16 protein-coding genes are annotated in these 19072 nt (G+C 66.5%); 11 read left to right on the top strand and 5 right to left on the bottom strand.

Translation table 11 applies throughout. The annotated features are described in order from the left end of the window. Nucleotides 1-81: 81 nt before the first annotated feature. Together LGM71_RS13960 and LGM71_RS13955 are read right to left on the bottom strand one after the other, a co-directional pair. Nucleotides 82-1392, bottom strand: a complete 1311-nt coding sequence (locus LGM71_RS13960) for an MFS transporter (protein WP_226115165.1) — start codon at nucleotides 1390-1392, stop codon at nucleotides 82-84. Nucleotides 1393-1712: 320 nt separating this feature from the next. Beyond that, nucleotides 1713-2849 (bottom strand): branched-chain amino acid ABC transporter substrate-binding protein, encoded by a 1137-nt coding sequence (locus LGM71_RS13955; protein WP_226115164.1) that lies wholly within the window; start codon nucleotides 2847-2849, stop codon nucleotides 1713-1715. 669 nt (nucleotides 2850-3518) lie between these two features. Between LGM71_RS13955 and LGM71_RS13950 the strand changes: the two genes are divergently transcribed. Beyond that, nucleotides 3519-4313 carry an AraC family transcriptional regulator gene (locus LGM71_RS13950; RefSeq protein WP_059528381.1) on the top strand — a complete coding sequence of 265 codons (795 nt, stop codon included), beginning with the start codon at nucleotides 3519-3521 and terminating at the stop codon, nucleotides 4311-4313. Nucleotides 4314-4383: 70 nt separating this feature from the next. Here LGM71_RS13950 and LGM71_RS13945 read toward each other — a convergent pair whose 3' ends face one another. Together LGM71_RS13945 and LGM71_RS13940 are read right to left on the bottom strand one after the other, a co-directional pair. After that, nucleotides 4384-4647, bottom strand: a complete 264-nt coding sequence (locus LGM71_RS13945; protein ID WP_059599117.1) for a hypothetical protein — start codon at nucleotides 4645-4647, stop codon at nucleotides 4384-4386. 297 nt (nucleotides 4648-4944) lie between these two features. Continuing rightward, a complete protein-coding gene (locus tag LGM71_RS13940) occupies nucleotides 4945-6837 on the bottom strand; it encodes a bifunctional sugar phosphate isomerase/epimerase/4-hydroxyphenylpyruvate dioxygenase family protein (protein WP_124624176.1) in 1893 nt (630 codons plus the stop codon). A 257-nt stretch (nucleotides 6838-7094) separates the two neighbouring features. Between LGM71_RS13940 and aroQ the strand changes: the two genes are divergently transcribed. Genes aroQ through LGM71_RS13925 form a run of 3 tightly spaced genes read left to right on the top strand, consistent with a single transcriptional unit; the run spans nucleotide 7095 to nucleotide 9782 of the window. Beyond that, complete coding sequence (gene aroQ / locus LGM71_RS13935) at nucleotides 7095-7550, top strand: type II 3-dehydroquinate dehydratase (protein ID WP_226115163.1); 456 nt, start codon at nucleotides 7095-7097, stop codon at nucleotides 7548-7550. Beyond that, nucleotides 7547-8401: a shikimate dehydrogenase gene (locus LGM71_RS13930; RefSeq protein ID WP_226115162.1), complete on the top strand. Its 855-nt coding sequence runs from the start codon at nucleotides 7547-7549 to the stop codon at nucleotides 8399-8401. The genes aroQ and LGM71_RS13930 overlap by 4 nt, the downstream gene beginning before the upstream one ends. A gap of 40 nt (nucleotides 8402-8441) precedes the next feature. Further along, on the top strand, nucleotides 8442-9782 hold the full coding sequence (locus LGM71_RS13925) for an MFS transporter (RefSeq protein ID WP_124624172.1): 1341 nt from the start codon (nucleotides 8442-8444) through the stop codon (nucleotides 9780-9782). A gap of 105 nt (nucleotides 9783-9887) precedes the next feature. Here the strand turns inward: LGM71_RS13925 and LGM71_RS13920 are convergent, their stop codons facing one another. After that, nucleotides 9888-10997, bottom strand: a complete 1110-nt coding sequence (locus LGM71_RS13920; protein WP_226115161.1) for a 2-aminoethylphosphonate--pyruvate transaminase — start codon at nucleotides 10995-10997, stop codon at nucleotides 9888-9890. A gap of 256 nt (nucleotides 10998-11253) precedes the next feature. On the opposite strand from LGM71_RS13920, the gene phnS reads away from it, so the two are divergent. Genes phnS through LGM71_RS13885 form a run of 7 tightly spaced genes read left to right on the top strand, consistent with a single transcriptional unit; the run spans nucleotide 11254 to nucleotide 18542 of the window. After that, the gene (gene phnS, locus LGM71_RS13915) at nucleotides 11254-12345 is read left to right on the top strand and encodes a 2-aminoethylphosphonate ABC transporter substrate-binding protein (RefSeq protein WP_226115160.1); all 1092 of its coding nucleotides are present in this window, start codon (nucleotides 11254-11256) and stop codon (nucleotides 12343-12345) included. A 34-nt stretch (nucleotides 12346-12379) separates the two neighbouring features. Next, on the top strand, nucleotides 12380-13483 hold the full coding sequence (gene phnT, locus LGM71_RS13910) for a 2-aminoethylphosphonate ABC transport system ATP-binding subunit PhnT (RefSeq protein ID WP_059680396.1): 1104 nt from the start codon (nucleotides 12380-12382) through the stop codon (nucleotides 13481-13483). Beyond that, nucleotides 13461-14381, top strand: coding sequence for a 2-aminoethylphosphonate ABC transporter permease subunit (gene phnU / locus LGM71_RS13905; protein ID WP_059599125.1), 921 nt, complete (start codon nucleotides 13461-13463; stop codon nucleotides 14379-14381). The genes phnT and phnU overlap by 23 nt, the downstream gene beginning before the upstream one ends. Further along, entirely contained in the window at nucleotides 14371-15231 is an 861-nt protein-coding gene (gene phnV / locus LGM71_RS13900; protein ID WP_226115159.1) for a 2-aminoethylphosphonate ABC transport system, membrane component PhnV, read from the top strand. The genes phnU and phnV overlap by 11 nt, the downstream gene beginning before the upstream one ends. Next, complete coding sequence (phnA, locus tag LGM71_RS13895) at nucleotides 15228-16535, top strand: phosphonoacetate hydrolase (protein WP_226115158.1); 1308 nt, start codon at nucleotides 15228-15230, stop codon at nucleotides 16533-16535. Before phnV ends, phnA begins: the two co-directional genes overlap by 4 nt. Beyond that, the gene (gene phnY / locus LGM71_RS13890) at nucleotides 16532-17986 is read left to right on the top strand and encodes a phosphonoacetaldehyde dehydrogenase (protein ID WP_226115157.1); all 1455 of its coding nucleotides are present in this window, start codon (nucleotides 16532-16534) and stop codon (nucleotides 17984-17986) included. Before phnA ends, phnY begins: the two co-directional genes overlap by 4 nt. 4 nt (nucleotides 17987-17990) lie before the next feature. After that, nucleotides 17991-18542 (top strand): phosphonate degradation HD-domain oxygenase, encoded by a 552-nt coding sequence (locus LGM71_RS13885; protein ID WP_124624158.1) that lies wholly within the window; start codon nucleotides 17991-17993, stop codon nucleotides 18540-18542. Nucleotides 18543-19072 lie beyond the last annotated feature (530 nt).

Below are 19072 nucleotides of genomic sequence, written 5' to 3'. Positions count from 1 at the left end.
GAACCAAAACAAAAGGGCCGAATCCCGCACGCCGCGGGATTCGGCCCTTTGTTCATCCGGCCGACGCGTGCGCGCCGGCGTTCAGCGTGCGTCCTTCAGGTCCTTCGCATCCTTCGAGAACTGCACGGCGATCGCGCCGAGCACGCAGATCGTCGCGACGTACACGACCGGCGCGAGCGGGTTCGACTTCATCATCAGCGACACGATCACCGGCGTCAGGCCGCCGAAGATCGCGTACGCGACGTTGTACGAGAACGAGATGCCCGAGAAGCGCACGACCGCGGGGAAGCTCTTGACCATCACGAACGGCACCGCACCGATCGTGCCGACCGTGAAGCCGGCAATCCCGTAGTACAGCGGCAGTGTCGACGCGTCGGCCGCGACCTGCGCGAACAGCAGGTAGTAGCACGCGGCCAGCACGAGGCCGCCGATGCCGAGCACGCGCTTCGCGCCGATCCAGCCCGCGAGCGAGCCGGCGGTGATGCAGCCGGCGGTCAGGCACAGCGTCGCGACGCTGTTCGCGAACAGCGTGGTCGCGGGCGTCAGATGAAACTGCTTCTGCAGCAGCGCGGGTGTCATCAGGATCACGACGACGATCGCCGCCGACAGCATCCACGTGAGCAGCATCGACACGATCACCGCGCGGCCGTGGTCGCGCAGCACGGCCTTCAGCGGAATCTCGGCCGCGAGCGCCTTCTTTGCCTTCATCTCGGCGAACACCGGCGTCTCGTGCAGCCAGCGGCGCAGGTAGACGGAGAACAGGCCGAACACGCCGCCGAGCAGGAACGGAATGCGCCAGGCGAATGCGGTGACTTCGGCGCCCGAGTAACGGCTGTTGATGCCGGCGGCGACCAGCGAGCCGAGCAGGATGCCGGCCGTGAGGCCCGCGGTCAGCGTGCCGCACGCATAGCCGATGTGGCGCGACGGAACGTGCTCCGACACGAATACCCATGCGCCCGGCACTTCGCCGCCGACCGCCGCGCCCTGCAGCACGCGGAACAGCAGCAGCAACACCGGCGCGAGGATGCCGATCGAGTCGTAGGTCGGCAGCAGGCCCATCAGCAGCGTCGGCACCGACATCATCAGCACGCTCAGCGTGAACATCCGCTTGCGGCCGAACAGGTCGCCGAAGTGCGCCATGATCACGCCGCCGAGCGGACGCGCGAGATAACCGGCCGCGAAGATGCCGAACGTCTGCAGCTGGCGCAGCCAGTCGGGAATGTCGTGCGGGAAGAACAGCTGTCCGATCGCGGGTGCGAAGAACACGAAGATGATGAAGTCGTAGAACTCGAGGGCGCCGCCGAGTGCGGCAAGGCCAAGAGTTTTGTAGTCGCTGCGCGTGAGCGCGCGTTCGGCGGCGCGAGGCACGCCGCTCAATTCGGAAGCTTGCATGGTCAGGACGATCGGTTTTCGAATGTTGTTGTCGGTGCTGCGTCTCCAGAACCCGCTATCGGCATGGACTGGCAAGGCGCGGCTTGCGTCGTCGAGCGTGTGCCGAGCGCCGGATGGGGCACGCGACACGCACCGTCGCACCGGGATGGGGCACGACGCAGACGAAGCGTCAAAGCGGGTGGGGGGATTCTACAGGAGCGCGAAATGCGCGCGCGCGGTGCCGCGCCGAGGAATGCTTCGGACTTCGTCGAACCGAAACGCACGCGGCGCGGCAGGCGGGTGAACCGCATGCCGCGCCGCGCGTGACAGGGACTGCGCGATCAGTTGCCGGCGATCGTATCGACCGGCTTGAACGCGCCGTGCTCGACCTTGTAGATCGTTACCGGCGCATCCTTCAGGTCGCCCTTCGCGTCGTATGCGATGCTCGGCGCCGACACGCCCTTGATCGACACCTTGCCGAGATACGGCGTATAGACCTTCGGATCGGTCGAGTTCGCGTTCTTCATCGCGGTGAGCAGCGCGATCGTGCCGTCGTACGAGTAGGGCGAATAGGTGATGACGTCTTCATTGAAGCGTGCCTTGTAGCGCGATGCGTAGCCGGCGAAGCCCGGCATCTTTTCCTTCGGCAGCCCGCCCATGTAGACGATCGCGCCTTCGGCCGCGTCGCCGCCGACCTTCAGGAACGTCGGCGAGCGCGACATCTCGCCGGTCACGAAGGCGGACTTCATCCCGAGCTGGCGCATCTTGCGGATCATCGGCGAAGACTGCGCGTCGCCGCCGCCGTAGAAGATCGCGTCGGGGTTGATGCCCTTCAGGTTGGTCAGGATCGCCGAGAAGTCGAGCGCCTTGTCGTTCGTGAAGTCGCGCTTGACGATCGTGCCGCCCGCGGCCTGCACGGCCTTCGCGAATTCGTCGGCGATGCCCTGGCCGTAGGCCGTGCGGTCGTCGATGATCGCGATGCGCTTGAAGCGCAGCGTCTTCACCGCGTACGAGCCGACGATGCGGCCGGCCTGCGCGTCGCTCGTCAGCAACCGGTAGGTCGTCTTGTAGCCGCGCGCCGTGTATTGCGGCGACGTCGCCATCGAGATTTGCGGCAGCCCCGCGCGATCGTACAGGTCGGACGCGGGAATGCTCGTGCCCGAATTGAAGTGGCCGATGACGCCGCGGACGTTGTCGTCGATCAGCCGCTGCGCGACCGTCGTGCCGGTGCGCGGGTCGGCCTGGTCGTCCTGCGAGTCGAGCTGGAACGTGACCGGCTGTCCACCGATCGTCGGATGCGTCGCGTTGAAATCGGCGATCGCGAGTTGCACGCCCTTCTGCATGTCCGTGCCGTAGTTCGACTGCGGCCCCGTCAGCGGTGCGGCGAAACCGATCTTGACGACGTCGGCGGCGATGGCGTGTGCGCCCGACAGTGCGCAGGCAGCGGCCAGCGCGACGTGCGATACCTTCAGCTTCACTTTCACTTCCCCTTGATGGCGTGGTTGGGCCGCCGCCGGCCAGCGGGCCGGTGCGGTAAACCGGGCGAGACGTATCGGTCTGCAGGCCTGTGCGACAGCCGTGCGGGGTGTGCCATGCGCCGCGCGGGTTATGCCGGAATCGGCGTGCGTGGTGTTGGCGGGATGTCGTCTCGTAACCGTTGATTGAAGTCTAGGTAGCGAAAATGCGCGCGTCTTGCGCGTTCGGTGCGCGACCGGCGACGATTTCGGCATATCGTCGATAACCCTGATATATGCTGAAATCGTCATGTAGAACGCGCAATCGCGCCAAGACGTGACGCGCCGGCATTTCTAGGATGGCGGGTCCGGGCGCAGGTTGTCTCGGCGTCAGTTGGGTGCATCGATATCGCCGACGTTGCCGACCGATGCCCGGCGCCATGCAGCGGGCCGATGCGTATTCGACGCCGCCCGGCAAGCGCGCGGCGCAGTGGTTGCGCGCACAACAGCACGGCGTACGATGCGCCGACGCATGCGGCCCCCCGATCGTCGCCGATCGTCGCCGATCGGCGGCGCGTTGCGCGGACCGCCGTTCGCCGAGCCGCCCGATCGCTTGCCCGAGATCGCCACGACGTGTTCTCGGGTGCGCTCCTATAATCGACGCCATCAGCCACTCCCTTCGCAGATGCCGGGATGACGACCTTCCTTGCCGCACCGCCCATGAGCCTGTCCGACACGCTGCGCTACCAGCCCGACAACGCCGATCTCGGCGCGATGCTCGCGCACTTCCGCCTGCTCGAGCCGGTGTTCGACGCGCTGCCCGACGTTGCATTCTTCGTGAAGGACGCGAACGGCCGCTACGCGCTCGTCAACCGCACGCTGGCGATGCGCTGCGGCTACAAGGACAAGCGCGACCTGCTCGGCAAGACGACCGACGAAGTGTTTCCGCGCCGCTTCGGCCGGACCTATTTCGAGCAGGACATGGCGACGATCACCGCCGGCCAGCAGCTGATGGACCAGCTCGAGCTGCATCTGTATCCGGGCCGCCAGCCGGGCTGGTGCCTGACCTGCAAGGAGCCGCTGCGCGACGCGGCCGGCAAGGTGGTCGGTCTCGCGGGCATCTCGCGCGACCTGAAGGCGCACGAGGGGTCGCATCCGGCCTACAGCAAGCTCGCCGACGTGGTGCAGCACATCCAGGATCACTACGTGCAGCCGCTGAACCTGAAGCAGCTTGCGCAGATGGCCGGTATGTCGGTCGCGCAGCTCGAACGCTACTTCCACAAGGTGTTTCACCTGACACCGCGCCAGGTGCTGCTGAAAACGCGGCTCGACGCGGCCACGGCGCTGCTCGTCACGCACGACAAGGTGACCGACGTCGCGGCGCTATGCGGTTATACGGATCACAGCGCGTTCACGCGCCAGTTCAAGGCGACGGTCGGCATGACGCCGACGGAATACCGGCTGATGCTGCAGGATCGGGCAGGGTGAAGTGACGCGCCGGGCGGGCCGGCGGGTCTGAAGGATCGGGGCGATGCGGGGAAGCGGTGAAAACCGTGGCTCAGCGGTAGCCGAGCCCTTTCAGGACGGCCGTGCCGTCTTCGGTCAGCCGGAAGCTGGGGGCCGTATCGGGGTCGAGCCTGACCATCTCGACGAGACCGGCTTCCTGCAGCGCAGGCAATTCGGCTTTGGCGTTCGCGCCGATCGGCGCATGCAGCAGCACGAGCAACGTCGCGATTTCGTGATGACTGAGCAGGCGGCGCAGCATCGTCTTCTTTGCAGGGGGCGCGGCCGGGCGGCCCGCGGGTGCTTCTACGGCGCTCATCGCTGTCCTCCTTTTCGAGATAACCATCGGGTACTGGTTGCGGATGGTGCCGTCGAAGACTTAAGCGATTCTTAAAACCGCGGTGGCCGAGCGGATGCTGCAGTGCGGCGTGCGTTACGGGATGTAACCCCAGCCGGGCGGCCGCTTCCGGCCCCGTTTCCGGCCCCGAGCAGCCTGCCTTGCCGGGCGGGGCACCGCCGAGGCATTCACCACGACGGTGCGTCCGCACGACGCCCGTCGCGGGGTCGTCGTGGTTTTCTCGTTCAATTCGCCCCTGCACGAAATTCGCTTGCTTCCTTATTTCCTGCGCTGGGCCTGCGCGGCGAGCCGCACGGCCGCGTTGGCCGCGCCGTAGCCGTCGTAGCCGCCGCGCCGCTCGACGATTTCGAGCGAGAAGCGGTTGTCGACCAGTTCCGTATACGCATGCAGGAATTCGCCGCCGTTTTCGTCGCGGTCGTACAGCAGATGGTGAGCGCTCAGCGTGTCGATCAGCTCGTCCGGCAGCGCGTAGCGCGCGGCGAGGTCGTCGTAATAGTTCGGCGGGATCCGCAGGAACGGCACGCCGTCGGCCGCGAACGTGGCGACCGTCTGCACGATGTCGTCGGTCCGGAACGCGACGTGGTTCAGCCCCGTGCCGTGATAGCGTTCGAGCGATTCGGCGACGGCCGTATGGCGGTCGACCGACGCATTCAGCGCGATCCGCACCGAGCCGTCGGCGCTGCGCACCGCGCGGCTGCGCATCAGGCCGTACGGATCGGGCACGAGCCAGCTGCGCTCGGCCTCGAAGCCGAAGGCGGTCTTGAAGAACAGGATCCACGTATCGAGCGCGTCGGCCGGCAGCGCAAGGCAGACGTGATCGATGCCCGTCAGCGGGCCGACCTCGGTCGGGCCGTCGATGTCGGTCAGCACGAAATCCGACTCATATAGCGTTGGCGCGTTCGGCGTCTCGTCGACGAAGTATTCGAGGCTGCCGTCCGGCGCCTGCACGCCGGGCAGCACGCGCTCGTTCGGGCCGACGCGCCCGGAAAACGGCGCGTAGCCGAAGCCGGCCGCGCGTTCGAATGCCACTTTCGCATCGTCGACGCGGAACGCCGACGCGCACAGCGACAACCCGTGCTGCTGGAAGAACGCGTCGGCGAACGAGTCGCGCTCGGCGTTCAGCACGATCGATGCGGCGCCGTGCTGGAACAGCGTCACGTCCTTCGATCGATGACGGCCCGCGAGCCGGAACCGCATCCGGCCGAGCCATTCGCCGACGGTGGCCGCCGCCTGCGCGTCGACCGCGAATTCAATGAACTGGAACCCGACGTGCGCGGGCGGCGCCGGCGGCGCGAACAGTGGCTGGCCGGCGGCGGGCGCGCGGCCGTCCTGTGCGAGCCGCGCGCGCGTCAGCTCTTCCAGATAAAGCAGCGAGCGGTGGCCGTCGGCGGCCGTGATCGCGGTCGGCGCGGCGCGGAAGCCGTCGTTGAAGATCTCGAGCGAAAGCGGCCCCGTATAACCGGACTCGATCACGCGGGCCGTGAAGCGCGCGAGGTCGAAGTCGCCCTGGCCGGGGAACGAGCGGAAGTGGCGGCTCCATTCGATCACGTCCATCGCGAGCTTCGGCGCGTCGGCGATCTGCACGAACGCGATCCGGTCGCCGGGGATGTCGGCGATCGCGTCCGGCGAATCGTCGAGCGACAGCGTATGGAAGCTGTCGAGCGCGAGGCCGAGATGCGGGCTGTTCACCGCGTTCACGAGCTGCCATGCGTGGCTGTACCGGTTCACGACGCGGCCCCATGCGAGCGCCTCGTACGCGGCAACCACGCCGGCCTGCCGCGCGGCTTCGGCGAGCGCGCCGAGCTGGTCGACCAGCAAAGCATCGTCCGCGATCGTGTCGGGCGACACGTTGCTGCACACCAGGATGCGGTCGGTGCCGAGCGCGTGCATCACGTCGAACTTGCGGCGGATGCGGTCGAGATTGCGGGCGAGCTGGGCCGGGCTCACGCCCTCGAAGTCGCGAAACGGCTGGAACAGCACGATGTCGAGGCCGAGATCGGCGGCCATGCGCCGCACGTCGGCGGGCGATCCGTCGAAGTAGACGAGGTCGTTCTCGAAGATTTCGACGCCGTCGAAGCCGGCGGCCTGGATGGCGGCGAGCTTCTCGGCGAGCGTGCCGGACAGTGACACGGTGGCGATCGAGCGCTGCATGGGCGAATCCTGCGGATGAGCGGGGCGTGGCGTCGGCCGGATCGGGCCGGAATGAACCAGTCGTTGAATTACCTGCGGGCGCCACATCCCGAATTTACTATGGGAGTATGGGGAATTATACAAACTAACTAGATGGTACAAATTAGCGAAAACCCGAAAAGACATTGCGCTTGCGCAAGCGCACACTAGCGCCAAATCTTGACGTCAAGGGGCGCAGTCGGCTAGCGATTCGCCCCTGTTTTAGGAGCAGAAACACCATGAGCAAGCACAAGGTGCTGGTGCTGAACGGCCCGAACCTGAATCTGCTGGGGACCCGCGAGCCCCATATCTACGGCGCGGAAACCCTTGCCGACGTCGAGCAGCGTTGCCGCACGGCGGCTGAAGGGCTCGGGCTGGAGATCGACTTCCGCCAGTCGAACGCCGAGCATCAGCTGATCGACTGGCTGCATGCCGCGCGTCACGATACGCACGGCATCGTGATCAACCTGGCCGCGTATACGCATACGTCGGTCGCGCTGGCCGACGCGTTGTCCGCGATCGCGAAACCCGTGATCGAGGTGCATATCTCGAACGTGCATCGTCGCGAGGCATTCCGTCACCACTCTTATGTGTCGGCGGTGGCCGAAGCCGTGATCTGCGGCTGCGGCACCGAAGGCTACGTATTCGCGCTGCAGCGCCTGTCGACCCTTTTTGCGCAGGGAGCCGCACGATGAGCCGCCCGTCTTTTCTGATCGGCCTGATCGGCCAAGGCATCGGCGGTTCGCTGTCGCCCGCGATGCATGAGGAAGAAGGCTTCCGCCAGGGTTTCGGCTACGTGTACCGGCGCATCGATCTCGACGTGCTCGGCGTGACCGCCGACGCGCTGCCTGAACTGCTCGATGCCGCGCAGCGCATGGGCTACAACGGGCTCAACATCACGCATCCGTGCAAGCAGCGCGTGATCGAGCACCTCGACTCGCTGTCGGACGACGCGCGCGCGCTCGGCGCGGTGAACACCGTGCTGTTCAAGGACGGCAAGCGGATCGGCCACAACACCGACTGGTCGGGTTTCGCGAAGTCGTTCCGCCGCGGGTTGCCCGACGTGTCGCTCGAGCGTGTCGTGCAGCTGGGCGCGGGCGGCGCGGGTGCGGCCGTCGCGCATGCTGCGCTGCAGATGGGCGCCGCCGAACTGACGATCTTCGACGTCGACGGCACGCGTGCTGCCACGCTCGCGGGCGAACTGCAGCAGCGCTTCCCGGCCGCCCGGATTACACCGGGCAGCGATCTCGCGGCCGCGATGCATGTCGCGACTGGCCTGATCCACGCCACGCCGACCGGCATGACCAAGCATCCGGGCCTGCCGCTGCCGGCCGAGTTGCTCCGCGCGGGAATGTGGGTTGCCGACATCGTGTATTTCCCGCTCGAAACGGAACTGATCCGCGCCGCGCGCGCGGCCGGCTGCGCGACGCTGCCGGGTGGCGGGATGGCCGTGTACCAGGCCGTCGATGCGTTCGAGATCTTCACCGGACGCACGCCGGACGACGAGCGAATGTTCGAACACTTTCAGTCGCTCGTCGCGCGCTGACCTTTTACCGACTAGCTGAAAAAGAGACCAGGAGACGACCATGCAGCACACCACCCACACGAACGCCGCGCCCGCGGCGGCCGGCACGGTCCGGCGGACCTCGGCGCGCTACAAGATCCTCGCGCTGCTCGCGATCGGCACGATGATCAACTATCTCGACCGTACCGTGCTGGGGGTGGCTGCGCCGCAGCTCACCAAGGAGCTTGGCATCAACGCGGCGGTGATGGGCATCATGTTCTCGGCATTCTCGTGGACGTACGTCGCGATGCAGGTGCCCGGCGGGCTGTTCCTCGACCGCTTCGGCAGCAAGATCACCTATTACTGGTCCATGACGCTGTGGTCGCTGTGCACGTTGCTGCAGGGCTTCGTGCCCGGTGTCGGGACGTTGCTCGCATGCCGGCTCGGCCTCGGCGTGACGGAAGCGCCGTGTTTCCCGACCAACAGCCGGGTCGTCGCGACGTGGTTCCCGCAGAACGAGCGCGCGATGGCGACCGGCACCTACACCGTGGGCGAGTACATCGGTCTCGCGTTCTTCAGCCCCGTGCTGTTCGCGCTGATGGGTGCGTTCGGCTGGCGCTCGCTGTTCTGGGTCGTCGGCACGATCGGCATCGTGTTTGGTCTGGTCTGGTGGAAGTTCTATCACGAGCCGCGCAACCATCCGGCCGCCAATTCGGAAGAACTCGCGTACATCGAAGCGGGCGGCGGTCTCGTGCACGGCGCGCGCAAGGACGGGGACAAGAGCGGCAAGCCCGCACAGGCCAAGTTCAGCTGGTCGATGGCCGGCCGGCTGCTGAAGAAGCGTCAGCTCGCGGGTATCTGCCTCGGCCAGTTCGCCGGCAACTCGACGCTCGTGTTCTTCCTGACCTGGTTCCCGACCTATCTCGCGACCGAGCGCCATATGGGCTGGCTGAAGATCGGCTTCTTCGCGGTGATGCCGTTCATCGCCGCGTCGGTCGGTGTGATGTTCGGCGGGATCTTCTCCGACTGGCTGCTGCGCCGCGGCAAGTCCGCGAACCTCGCGCGCAAGCTGCCGATCATCGCGGGCCTGCTGCTCGCGTCGACGATCATTCTCGCGAACTACGTGAAGAGCAACGAAGCCGTGATCGCGATCATGTCGGTCGCATTCTTCGCGCAGGGGATGGCGGCGCTCGGCTGGACGCTCGTGTCCGACATCGCGCCGGACGGCCTGCTGGGCGTGACCGGCGGCATCTTCAACTTCGCGGCGAACCTCGCCGGCATCATCACGCCGCTCGTCGTCGGCTTCATCGTCGCATCGACCGGATCGTTCGTCGGCGCACTCGTGTTCATCGGCGTGATCGCGCTGATCGGTGCGCTGTCGTATATCTTCGTCGTCGGCGACATCAAGCGGATCGAACTGTAAGTACCGGCTCCACGCACACTCGGTGCGTTCGCCCGGCGACCCGTGGGTCGCCGGGCTTTTTTGTTTCTGCCGTTCCCGCTTGCGGGCCGGGGCATGCGTCAGCGCTCACGCGCGCTGCACGGCAATCCCGAGCGATTCGACCGCCTGCGCGATCGCCGCGACCGCACGCCGGATGTCGCCGGCACCGATCGCGCCGATGCAGCCGACGCGGAACGTCTCGAGTTGCGTCAGTTTGCCCGGATACAGGATGAAGCCCGCGTCGCGCACTGCGTCGTAGAAGCGGCGGAAATCGTAAGCCGGATGGTCGGGCGCATGGAACGTGACGATCACCGGCGCCTGCACGCTTGCGTCGAGGAACGGCGTGAAGCCGAGCGCGCGCATCGATTCGATCAAGGTCCGGCAGTTCTCCGCATAGCGCGCACCGCGCGCCGGCTGGCCGCCTTCGGCCAGGTACTGGTCGAGCGCGGCGCGCAGCGCGGCGATCACGTGGGTCGGCGGCGTGAAGCGCCACTGGCCCGTCTTGCGCAGGTATGCGTGCTGATCATGCAAGTCGAGCGCGAGCGACGGCGAGTTGCCTTCGCTCGCGTCGAGTACATCGCGCCGCACGATCGCGAACCCCATCCCCGGCACACCTTCCAGGCATTTCCCGCTTGCCGAGATCAGCGCGTCGATTCCGCTGTCCGCCAGCGCGATCGGCAACGCGCCGAACGAACTCATCGCGTCGACGATCAGCCGCTTGCCGTGCCGTCGGCACGCGGCCGCGATCGCGTCGAGCGGATTCAGGATGCCGGCGCTCGTTTCCAGGTGCACCAGCGCGACGTGCGTGATGCGTGGCTCGCGCGCGAACGCGGCTTCGATCGCCGCCGGGTCGACCGCGGCGTCCTCATCGAACGGCAGCGCGATCGCCTCGATGCCGAGCCGGCCGAGGATCCTCAGGATGCGCGCGCAATACGCGCCGTTGTCCGGCACCAGCACGACGCCGTCGCGCGGCACGAGCGTGCCCAGCGCGGCCTCGACCGAAAACGTGCCGCTGCCTTGCATCGGCACGCACACGTATTCGTTGCCGCCGCGCGCGATCGCGACGAGATCCGCGCAGACACCGGCCGTCAGTTGATTGAAAGCGGCGTCCCACGAGCCCCAGTCATGTTGCATTGCGTGGCGTGTTGTGGCGGACGTGGTGAGCGGACCGGGCGTGAGCAGAATCGGGTCGGGCATGGCTTTTTCTCCAGCAAAGGTCGGGCGAAACGCCGGGGCGGCATTTCCGGGTGACTTGCATGATATTGGCAAAATGTGTCATTTTTTGGAAATTGTGGCACTCGTCACGGCGTTGTCATCGAACGCTGTGATCCTTCGGTTGCCGCGCGAGACCACCCGCAGCGCGGCAGCGAGGCAGGCCGGTTGTCGGTCTGTCCGACTGAAAGGAGCCGGATCGTGCCCCGGCCGTTTGGTGTTCCGCCTACGGAGAAGTGAGATGACACTGCAGAATTCCTCGCGCGCCGCTGCCGGCGCGTTCCGCAAGCTCGCGCTGGCCGCCTGCGCCGCCGGTCTGCTGCAAGGCGCCGCGATGCCCGCACATGCGGCAAACGCGGTCGTGCTGTATACGGCGGACGGTCTCGAGAATCTCTATCGCGATGTGCTGCCGGCCTTCGAGAAGAAGGAAGGCGTCAAGGTCAACATCGTGACGGCGGGCAGCGGCGAGGTCGTCAACCGCGCGAACATCGAGAAGAATTCCCCGAAGGCCGACGTGATCGTCACGCTGCCGCCGTTCATTCAGCAAGCCGGCCAGATGGGCCTGCTGCAGCCGTACCAGAGCGTGAACTACAAGAACGTGCCGGCGATCGCAAAGGCCGAGGACGGGACGTGGGCGACGTTCGTGAACAACTACTTCTCGTTCGCGATCAACCCGGACGTCGTGAAGAACCAGCCGAAGACGTTCGCCGACCTGCTGTCGCCGGCCTACGCGGGCAAGGTCGCGTACTCGAACCCGGCGACCGCCGGCGACGGGATGGCCGTGCTGATCCTGACGACCTCGCTGATGGGCGAGGACAAGGCGTTCGACTACCTGGCGAAGCTGTCGCAGAGCGTGAAGTTCCACACGAAGGGCACGGGCTACCTGAACGTGCTGCTGTCGCGCAACGAGATCAGCGTCGCGAACGGCGACCTGCAGATGGACCTCGACGACGCCGAACACGGCGCGCTGTCCGTCAAGCCGATCTTCCTGTCCGCGAAGGACGGCGACCAGCCGACCACGTTCCAGCTGCCGTACGGCATCGGCCTGATCAAGAGCGGCCCGAACCAGGACGCCGGCAAGAAGCTGATCGACTACCTGATGTCGACGGACGTGCAGTCGAAGGTGCCGGACATGTACGGCATCCCGGGCCGCACGGATGTGCCGCTGGCCGGCAAGAACGGCGAAGCGGTCAAGAAGGCGATCGCGGGCGTGAAGCTGATCCCGGTCGACTGGACCCAGGTGATGGCGAAGAAGCCGGTGTGGATCGAGCGCTGGAAGAAGGACGTGATCGGCAGCTCGGGCAAGCAGCTCGACGTCGTCAAGCCGAAGTGATCGGCACACGCCGCCTGTATTAGCGAGCAAGAGGATGAACCCGGTGGAAACCACCCTGACCCATCCCGGCGCATTCGGCGCCGCCGAACCGCACGCCACGCTGCGGTCCGGCGCGCCGGGCGGCGTGCAGATCGAACACCTGAGCGTGCGCTATGGCGCACGCACTGTGCTGGAAGATCTGTCGCTGTCGATCGGCGCCGGTGAATTTCTGACCGTGCTCGGCAAGAGCGGCTGCGGCAAGACCACGCTGCTGCGCTTCATCGCCGGGTTCGTGAAGGCCGATGGCCTGACCGGCACGCTGACCGTGGCCGGACGCGACCTGACCCATGCGCCGCCGCACAAGCGCAATCTCGGTCTGTTGTTCCAGAATTACGCGCTGTTCCCGCACCTGTCGGTGTTCGAGAACGTCGCATTCGGGCTGCGCGCCCGCGGGATGGCCTCGTCCGAAGTGACGCGTCGCGTCGCCGACGCGCTGAAGCTCGTGCAACTCGGCGATGCGGGCCACCACCTGCCCGCGCAGCTGTCGGGCGGGATGCAGCAGCGCGTTGCGCTGGCCCGCGCGCTCGTGATCGAGCCGGACGTGCTGCTGCTTGACGAACCGCTGTCGGCGCTCGACGCCAACCTGCGCGCGTCGGTGCGCAGCGAGCTGAAGGCGCTGCACGAGCGCCTGCCGAACCTGACCGTCGTCTGCGTGACGCACGACCGCGACGACGCGCTCGTGCTGTCCGACCGCGCGCTGCTGATGCGCGACGGCCGCATCGCGCAGCTCGGCACGCCGCAGCAGTTGTACGACGCGCCGCAGGACGGCTACGTCGCGCGCTATCTCGGCCCGGCGAACCTGCTGCCGCCGCGCGTGATCTTTCCGCTCGGCGATCCGCGTCACGAAGTGCGCGACAAGGTCGCGTGCGTGCGCCCCGAGCGCCTGACCGTGATGCCGCTCGCGGCGGGCGGCCTGCACGGCACGGTGTCTTCCGTCGAATGGCAGGGCGCGGACCTGTCGATTGCGGTCGTGATCGATGCGGCGCCCGACGAACCCGTGCGCGTGACGATGCAACGCGGCCGCGGCGCGGCCCCCGAGCGCGGGGCGCGCGTTTCCCTGCATTGCGAGGCAGACGATGTCGTCCTTATCGAGCCCTGAAGCCGGCCTGCCGCCGCATGTGCTCGCGTCGGCCGCCGCGCATGCCGCTGCCGCGCGGCGCCGCAAGCGCATGGGCGACCTGCACCTCGCCGTGCTCGCGATCGTCGTGCTCGGCCCGCTCGTCGTCTATCCGCTGGTGCGGCTCGTGCTGCTGAGCGTATCGGGCGATCACGGGCTGAGCTTTGCCGCGTACCGGACGTTCTTCGGCAACCCCGATACGCGCAACGTGCTGCTGACGACGCTCGGCGTGCTGTTCGCGAGTGCCGGCACCGCATCGGTGCTCGGCGTGCTGCTGGCCGCGCTACTGTTCTTCAAGCCGTTTCCGGGCGCGTCGCTCGTCACGCGCTTCCTGGAACTGTACGTCGCGTTCCCGTCGTTCCTCGTCGCGTTCACGCTGATCTTCCTGTACGGCTCGCAAGGCTCGATCAGCATCGCGCTGCAGCACCTGTTCCATCTCGAGAGCCCGCCGCTCGATTTCCTGTTCGGCATCGGCGGCGTGATTCTCGCGCAGACCGTGTTCTATACGCCGTTCGTCGTGCGGCCGACGCTCGCGTCGTTCGCGACGCTCGACCTGCGCCTGATCGAGGCCGCGCGCAGCCTCGGCGCGTCGGGCTGGATGCTTGCACGTCGCGTCGTGCTGCCGATCGCGTGGCCGGGCATCGCCGCCGGCACCGTGCTGTGTTTCCTGCTGACGCTGAACGAATTCGGGATTCTGCTCGTGCTCGGCAGCGCGCGGCTCGTGACGCTGCCGGTCGCGATCTACAGCAGCGCGACCGTCGACCTCGACCTGCCGACCGCGTCGGCCGGCGCGGTCGTGATGCTCGCGCTGTCGCTGGCGCTTTATGCGGTTTATCGCCGGGTAAACCGGCGTGCGACGGGAGGAAACGATGTCCGCTGAATTCCGTATCGGGCAAGCCGTGCCGCGCCATCAGATCGGCTGGGGCGACACGCTGCTCAAGCATGCGTCGCGCGCGGCGCTCGCGCTGGCCGCGTTCGCCTGCTTCTGGCTGTTCGTGCTGCCGGTCATCGTCGTTGCACTGTCGAGCGTGTCGACGCAGTGGTCGGGCACGATCCTGCCAGCCGGCTACAGCCTGCGCTGGTTCGAGCGGCTCGGTTCGCCGGAATACGACGCGCTGCTGACGAGCCTCGAGATCGGCTTCGGCGTGTCGGCGATCGGCACGATCCTCGGGCTGTGGCTCGCACTCGCACTCGAAGGGCGCGACCGGCGCGGCCTCGGCGCTATTGTCGATGCGCTCGTGATGGTGCCGAATGGCGTGCCGAGCGTTGTGCTCGGACTCGCGGTGCTGATCGCGTATCACCAGAAGCCGCTCGACCTGTCGAGTTCCGCCGCGATCGTCGTGCTCGTGCAGCTCGCGCTGATTCTGCCGTACTGCTACCGCTGCGCGGCCGCCGCGCTGCGCCCGGAGCTGACCGTGCTGCGCGAAGCCGCGGCGAGCCTCGGTGCGCCGCCAGCGATGGTGCTGCGCCGCGTACTGCTGCCGCAGCTCGTGCCGGCGCTGCGTGCGAGCCTCGCGCTCGGCTTCGCGCTGTCGCTCGGCGAGCTCGGCGCGACGCTGACCGTCTACCCGCCGGGTTTCGCGACCGTGCCGATCGTCGTGATCGGCCAGGTCGAGCGTGGTTATTACCTTCCGGCATCGGCGCTGTCGCTGCTGATGCTCGGCGCGTCGCTCGCGGCGCTGCTGCTGATCGCCGCGCGTGTGCCGCGCGGCAAGCGGGCGGCATCATGAACGCCGCGTTTGCATTGCGCCATCCGGGTGAAGCGTCGGCGAACGGCGCATCGCCGAATCTCGCGGGACGCTCCGTCGACGTCAACGGCCGGCGCTACCGGCTGCCGGTCGAGCCGACCGTGGTCGTCTGTGTCGACGGCTGCGAGTACGACTATCTCGAACGTGCGGTGGAAGCGGGCGTTGCGCCGTTCATCGGCCGGATGATCGCGGAAGGCACGGCGTGGCGCGCCGATTGCGTCGTGCCGACCTTCACCAACCCGAACAACCTGTCGATCGTCTGCGGCGCGCCGCCGTCGGTCCACGGGATCTGCGGCAACTATTTCTGGGATCCGGCCGCCGACGGCGGGCGCGGCGCCGAAGTGATGATGAACGACCCGGCCTATCTGCGTGCCGGCACGCTGCTCGCGGCGGCGTCCGACGCCGGCGCGCGGGTGGCCGTCGTGACGGCGAAGGACAAGCTGCGCCGGTTGCTAGGCTGGCAGATGAATGGCATCTGCTTTTCCGCGGAGAAGGCCGCGCAGGCGAATCTCGCGGAAAACGGCATCGTCGACGTACTCGACTGGGTTGGCCTGCCGTCGCCGGATGTCTATAGCGCGGCGCTTTCCGAATTCGTGTTCGCGGCCGGCGTGCGGCTTGCGCAGACGCGGCAGGTCGACCTGATGTACCTGTCGACCACCGATTACGTGCAGCACAAGTGCGAGCCGGGCAGTGCCGGCGCAAACGCGTTCTACGCAATGATGGACGGCTATCTCGCGCAGCTCGACGCGCTTGGCTGGGCAATCGGGCTCACGGCCGACCACGGGATGAACGCGAAGCACGATCCCGCAACCGGTCGCCCGAACGTGATCTATCTGCAGGATGCGTTCGACGGCTGGTACGGCGCGCAGGCTGCGCGCGTGATCCTGCCGATCACCGATCCGTACGTCGTACACCACGGCGCGCTTGGCTCGTTCGCGACCGTCTACCTGGCACCCGGCGTCGACCGGACCGAGGCGATGTGGCGCGTCGGCGGGATCGACGGCGTCGAGCTCGTGCTTGACAACGCGGAAGCCGCCGCGCGCTTCGAGCTCCCGGCCGATCGGATCGGCGACCTCGTCGTGATCGCGCGGCGGGACATGACGCTCGGCACGCGCGAACGCGAACACGACCTGTCCGGCCTGACCGTTCCGCTGCGATCGCATGGCGGCGTGTCCGAGCAGGAAGTGCCGTTGCTGTTCAACCGTCGGATCGAGCGGGGCGATCCTGCACGTCGTCCGCGCAATTTCGACGTCTTCGATTTCGTGCTGAACCGGGTCGCGTCATGATGGCTCATCCCCGACAGGATCACCTCGCCTTTCGCGCCGAGGCGCTGCGCTGGTGCGGCACGCGTGCGACGCGGGATCGTGTTCTCGACGTTACCGATCCGTACACCGGCATGCGTGTCGGCACGGTGCCGCTGGCGAGCGTCGACGACGTGCGCGCCGCGTTCGACTATGCGATGGCGTACCGGCCTGCGCTCACGCGTTACGAGCGTTCGCAGATTCTCGAACGCGCGGCGGCGCTGCTGCGCGAACGTACCGAGGAAGCGTCCGACCTGATCACGCTCGAATCGGGGCTGTCGAAACAGGATTCGCGCTACGAGATCGGCCGCGTTGCCGACGTGCTGAAGTTCGCGTCGGTCGAGGCGCTGCGCGACGACGCGCAAAGTTTCTCGTGCGACCTGACGCCCCACGGCAAGGCGCGCCGCGTGTTTTCGCAGCGACAGCCGCTCGACGGCGTAATCGTCGCGATCACGCCGTTCAATCATCCGATGAATCAGGTCGCGCACAAGATTGCGCCGGCGATCGCGACCAACAACCGCGTGATCGTGAAGCCGTCGGAGAAGGTGCCGCTGTCGGCGTTCTATCTGGCGGACCTGCTCTACGAGGCCGGCCTGCCCGAGCCGATGCTGCAGGTGCTGACCGGCGACCCGCGCGAAATCGCGGACGAGCTCGTCACGCATCCGCAGGCATCGCTGATTACCTTCACGGGCGGCGTGTCGATCGGCAAGGCGATCGCCGCGCGGGCCGGCTACCGGCGCATCGTGCTGGAGCTCGGCGGCAACGATCCGTTGATCGTCCTTGACGATGCCGATCTGGAGCGTGCCGCATCGCTGGCCGTGCTCGGCTCGTACCGGAATTCGGGGCAGCGCTGCACGGCCGTCAAGCGGATCCTGGTACAGCGCTCGATCGCGCCGGCATTCACCGAGTTGCTCGTCGAGAAGACGCGTGCATGGAAATATGGCGATCCATTCGATCCCGCGAACGAAATGGGCACGGTGATCGACGGCGCGGCGGCGCGGCTGTTCGAGGCGCGGGTCCGCGAGGCGGTCGCACAGGGTGCGCGCTTGCTGATCGGGAACGTGCGTCGGGGGGCGCTCTATTCGCCGACCGTGCTCGACAACGTCGATCCGTCGATGACGATCGTGCGCGAGGAGACCTTCGGCCCCGTATCGCCCGTCATCGCGTTCGACACGATCGACGACGCGATCCGGATCAGCAACGGGACGGCATTCGGGCTGTCGTCGGGTGTCTGTACGGACAGCACGGCGGCCGTCGTGCGCTTCGTGAACGAGCTGAACGTCGGGACCGTGAATGTATGGGAAGTGCCGGGATACCGGATCGAGCTTTCTCCGTTCGGCGGGATCAAGGATTCGGGGCTCGGTTACAAGGAAGGCGTTCAGGAGGCGATGAAGAGCTTCACGAACCTGAAGACGTTTTCGCTGCCTTGGGAGTGAGCGGATGGCACTGACGGTGGAAGAGATTCATGGGTTGTATCGCGAGCACGGCCATGTGGCCTATAGCGGTGAACCTGTCACGCAGCTCGAGCATGCCTTGCAAAGCGGATTGCTGGCGGAAGAGGCGGGCGCGGACGAAGCGCTGGTTGCGGCCGCGTTCCTGCACGACCTGGGACATCTGCTGAATCGCCAGGGCGAGACGCCGAGTGCGCGCGGTATCGACGATCTGCATCAGTATTTCGTGCTGCCGTTCCTGCGGCCGCTGTTTTCGGACGCGGTGCTGGAACCGATCCGGCTGCATGTCGACGCGAAGCGTTGCCTGTGCCGCACGGACGTCGGCTACTTCGAGAGCCTGTCGCCGGATTCGGTGCGTAGCCTCGCGCTGCAGGGCGGTATCTTCAGTGAAGATGAGACGGTGGCATTCCTGCAGCGCCCGTTTGCGGAGGACGCGCTGCGTCTGCGCCGCTGGGACGATACCGCGAAGGAAGAGGGCAAGGTGACGCCTGGTCTCGATCACTATATGGAGATAGTGGCGCGCCAAGTGCGTGTGGCCTGACGATTCGGCTGCTTCAATATAAGGCCCCGGACGCGGCAGCGTGCGGGGCCTTATATTTTTTACGAAACCCCTTGCGCGATTGCCGGGCGCTGCTTAGAATCACGCCTCTTTCGCGCTAACGGAAACGCGGCGCGGGGGAAGAAGGGAAGCGGTGCGATGGAGGGTCGGTTGTCGAGCCCCGGCGCACATGAAGTTGAACCCAGTCGTCGCAACGAAGCAGTTCAAAAAGTTGTTGACTGACTGAAAAAGACGGTTCATAATCTCGTCTCTCTGCTGCTGAAAACGCAGCGCTGCTGGGAAACTTCAGGTTTCTCTCAGAAATGCTCTTTAAAAATTAACAGCCGATAAGTGTGGGCGCTTGATGGAAGCGAGCTGATCTTCGGATCAGATGGCGAAAGTATCAAGAGTCTCACACTAAAGTAAGTCAGGTTTATGAAGCAATTCATATTCCTGTCAGCTTTGAGTGAGCGACCGGTTCGAAAGAACCGAAAACAGTAACAGGTTTAAACTGAAGAGTTTGATCCTGGCTC

Source organism: Burkholderia sp. AU33545 (genome assembly GCF_020419685.1).
GTDB lineage: Bacteria > Pseudomonadota > Gammaproteobacteria > Burkholderiales > Burkholderiaceae > Burkholderia > Burkholderia diffusa.
This window is presented reverse-complemented; position numbering and strand designations above follow the sequence as displayed.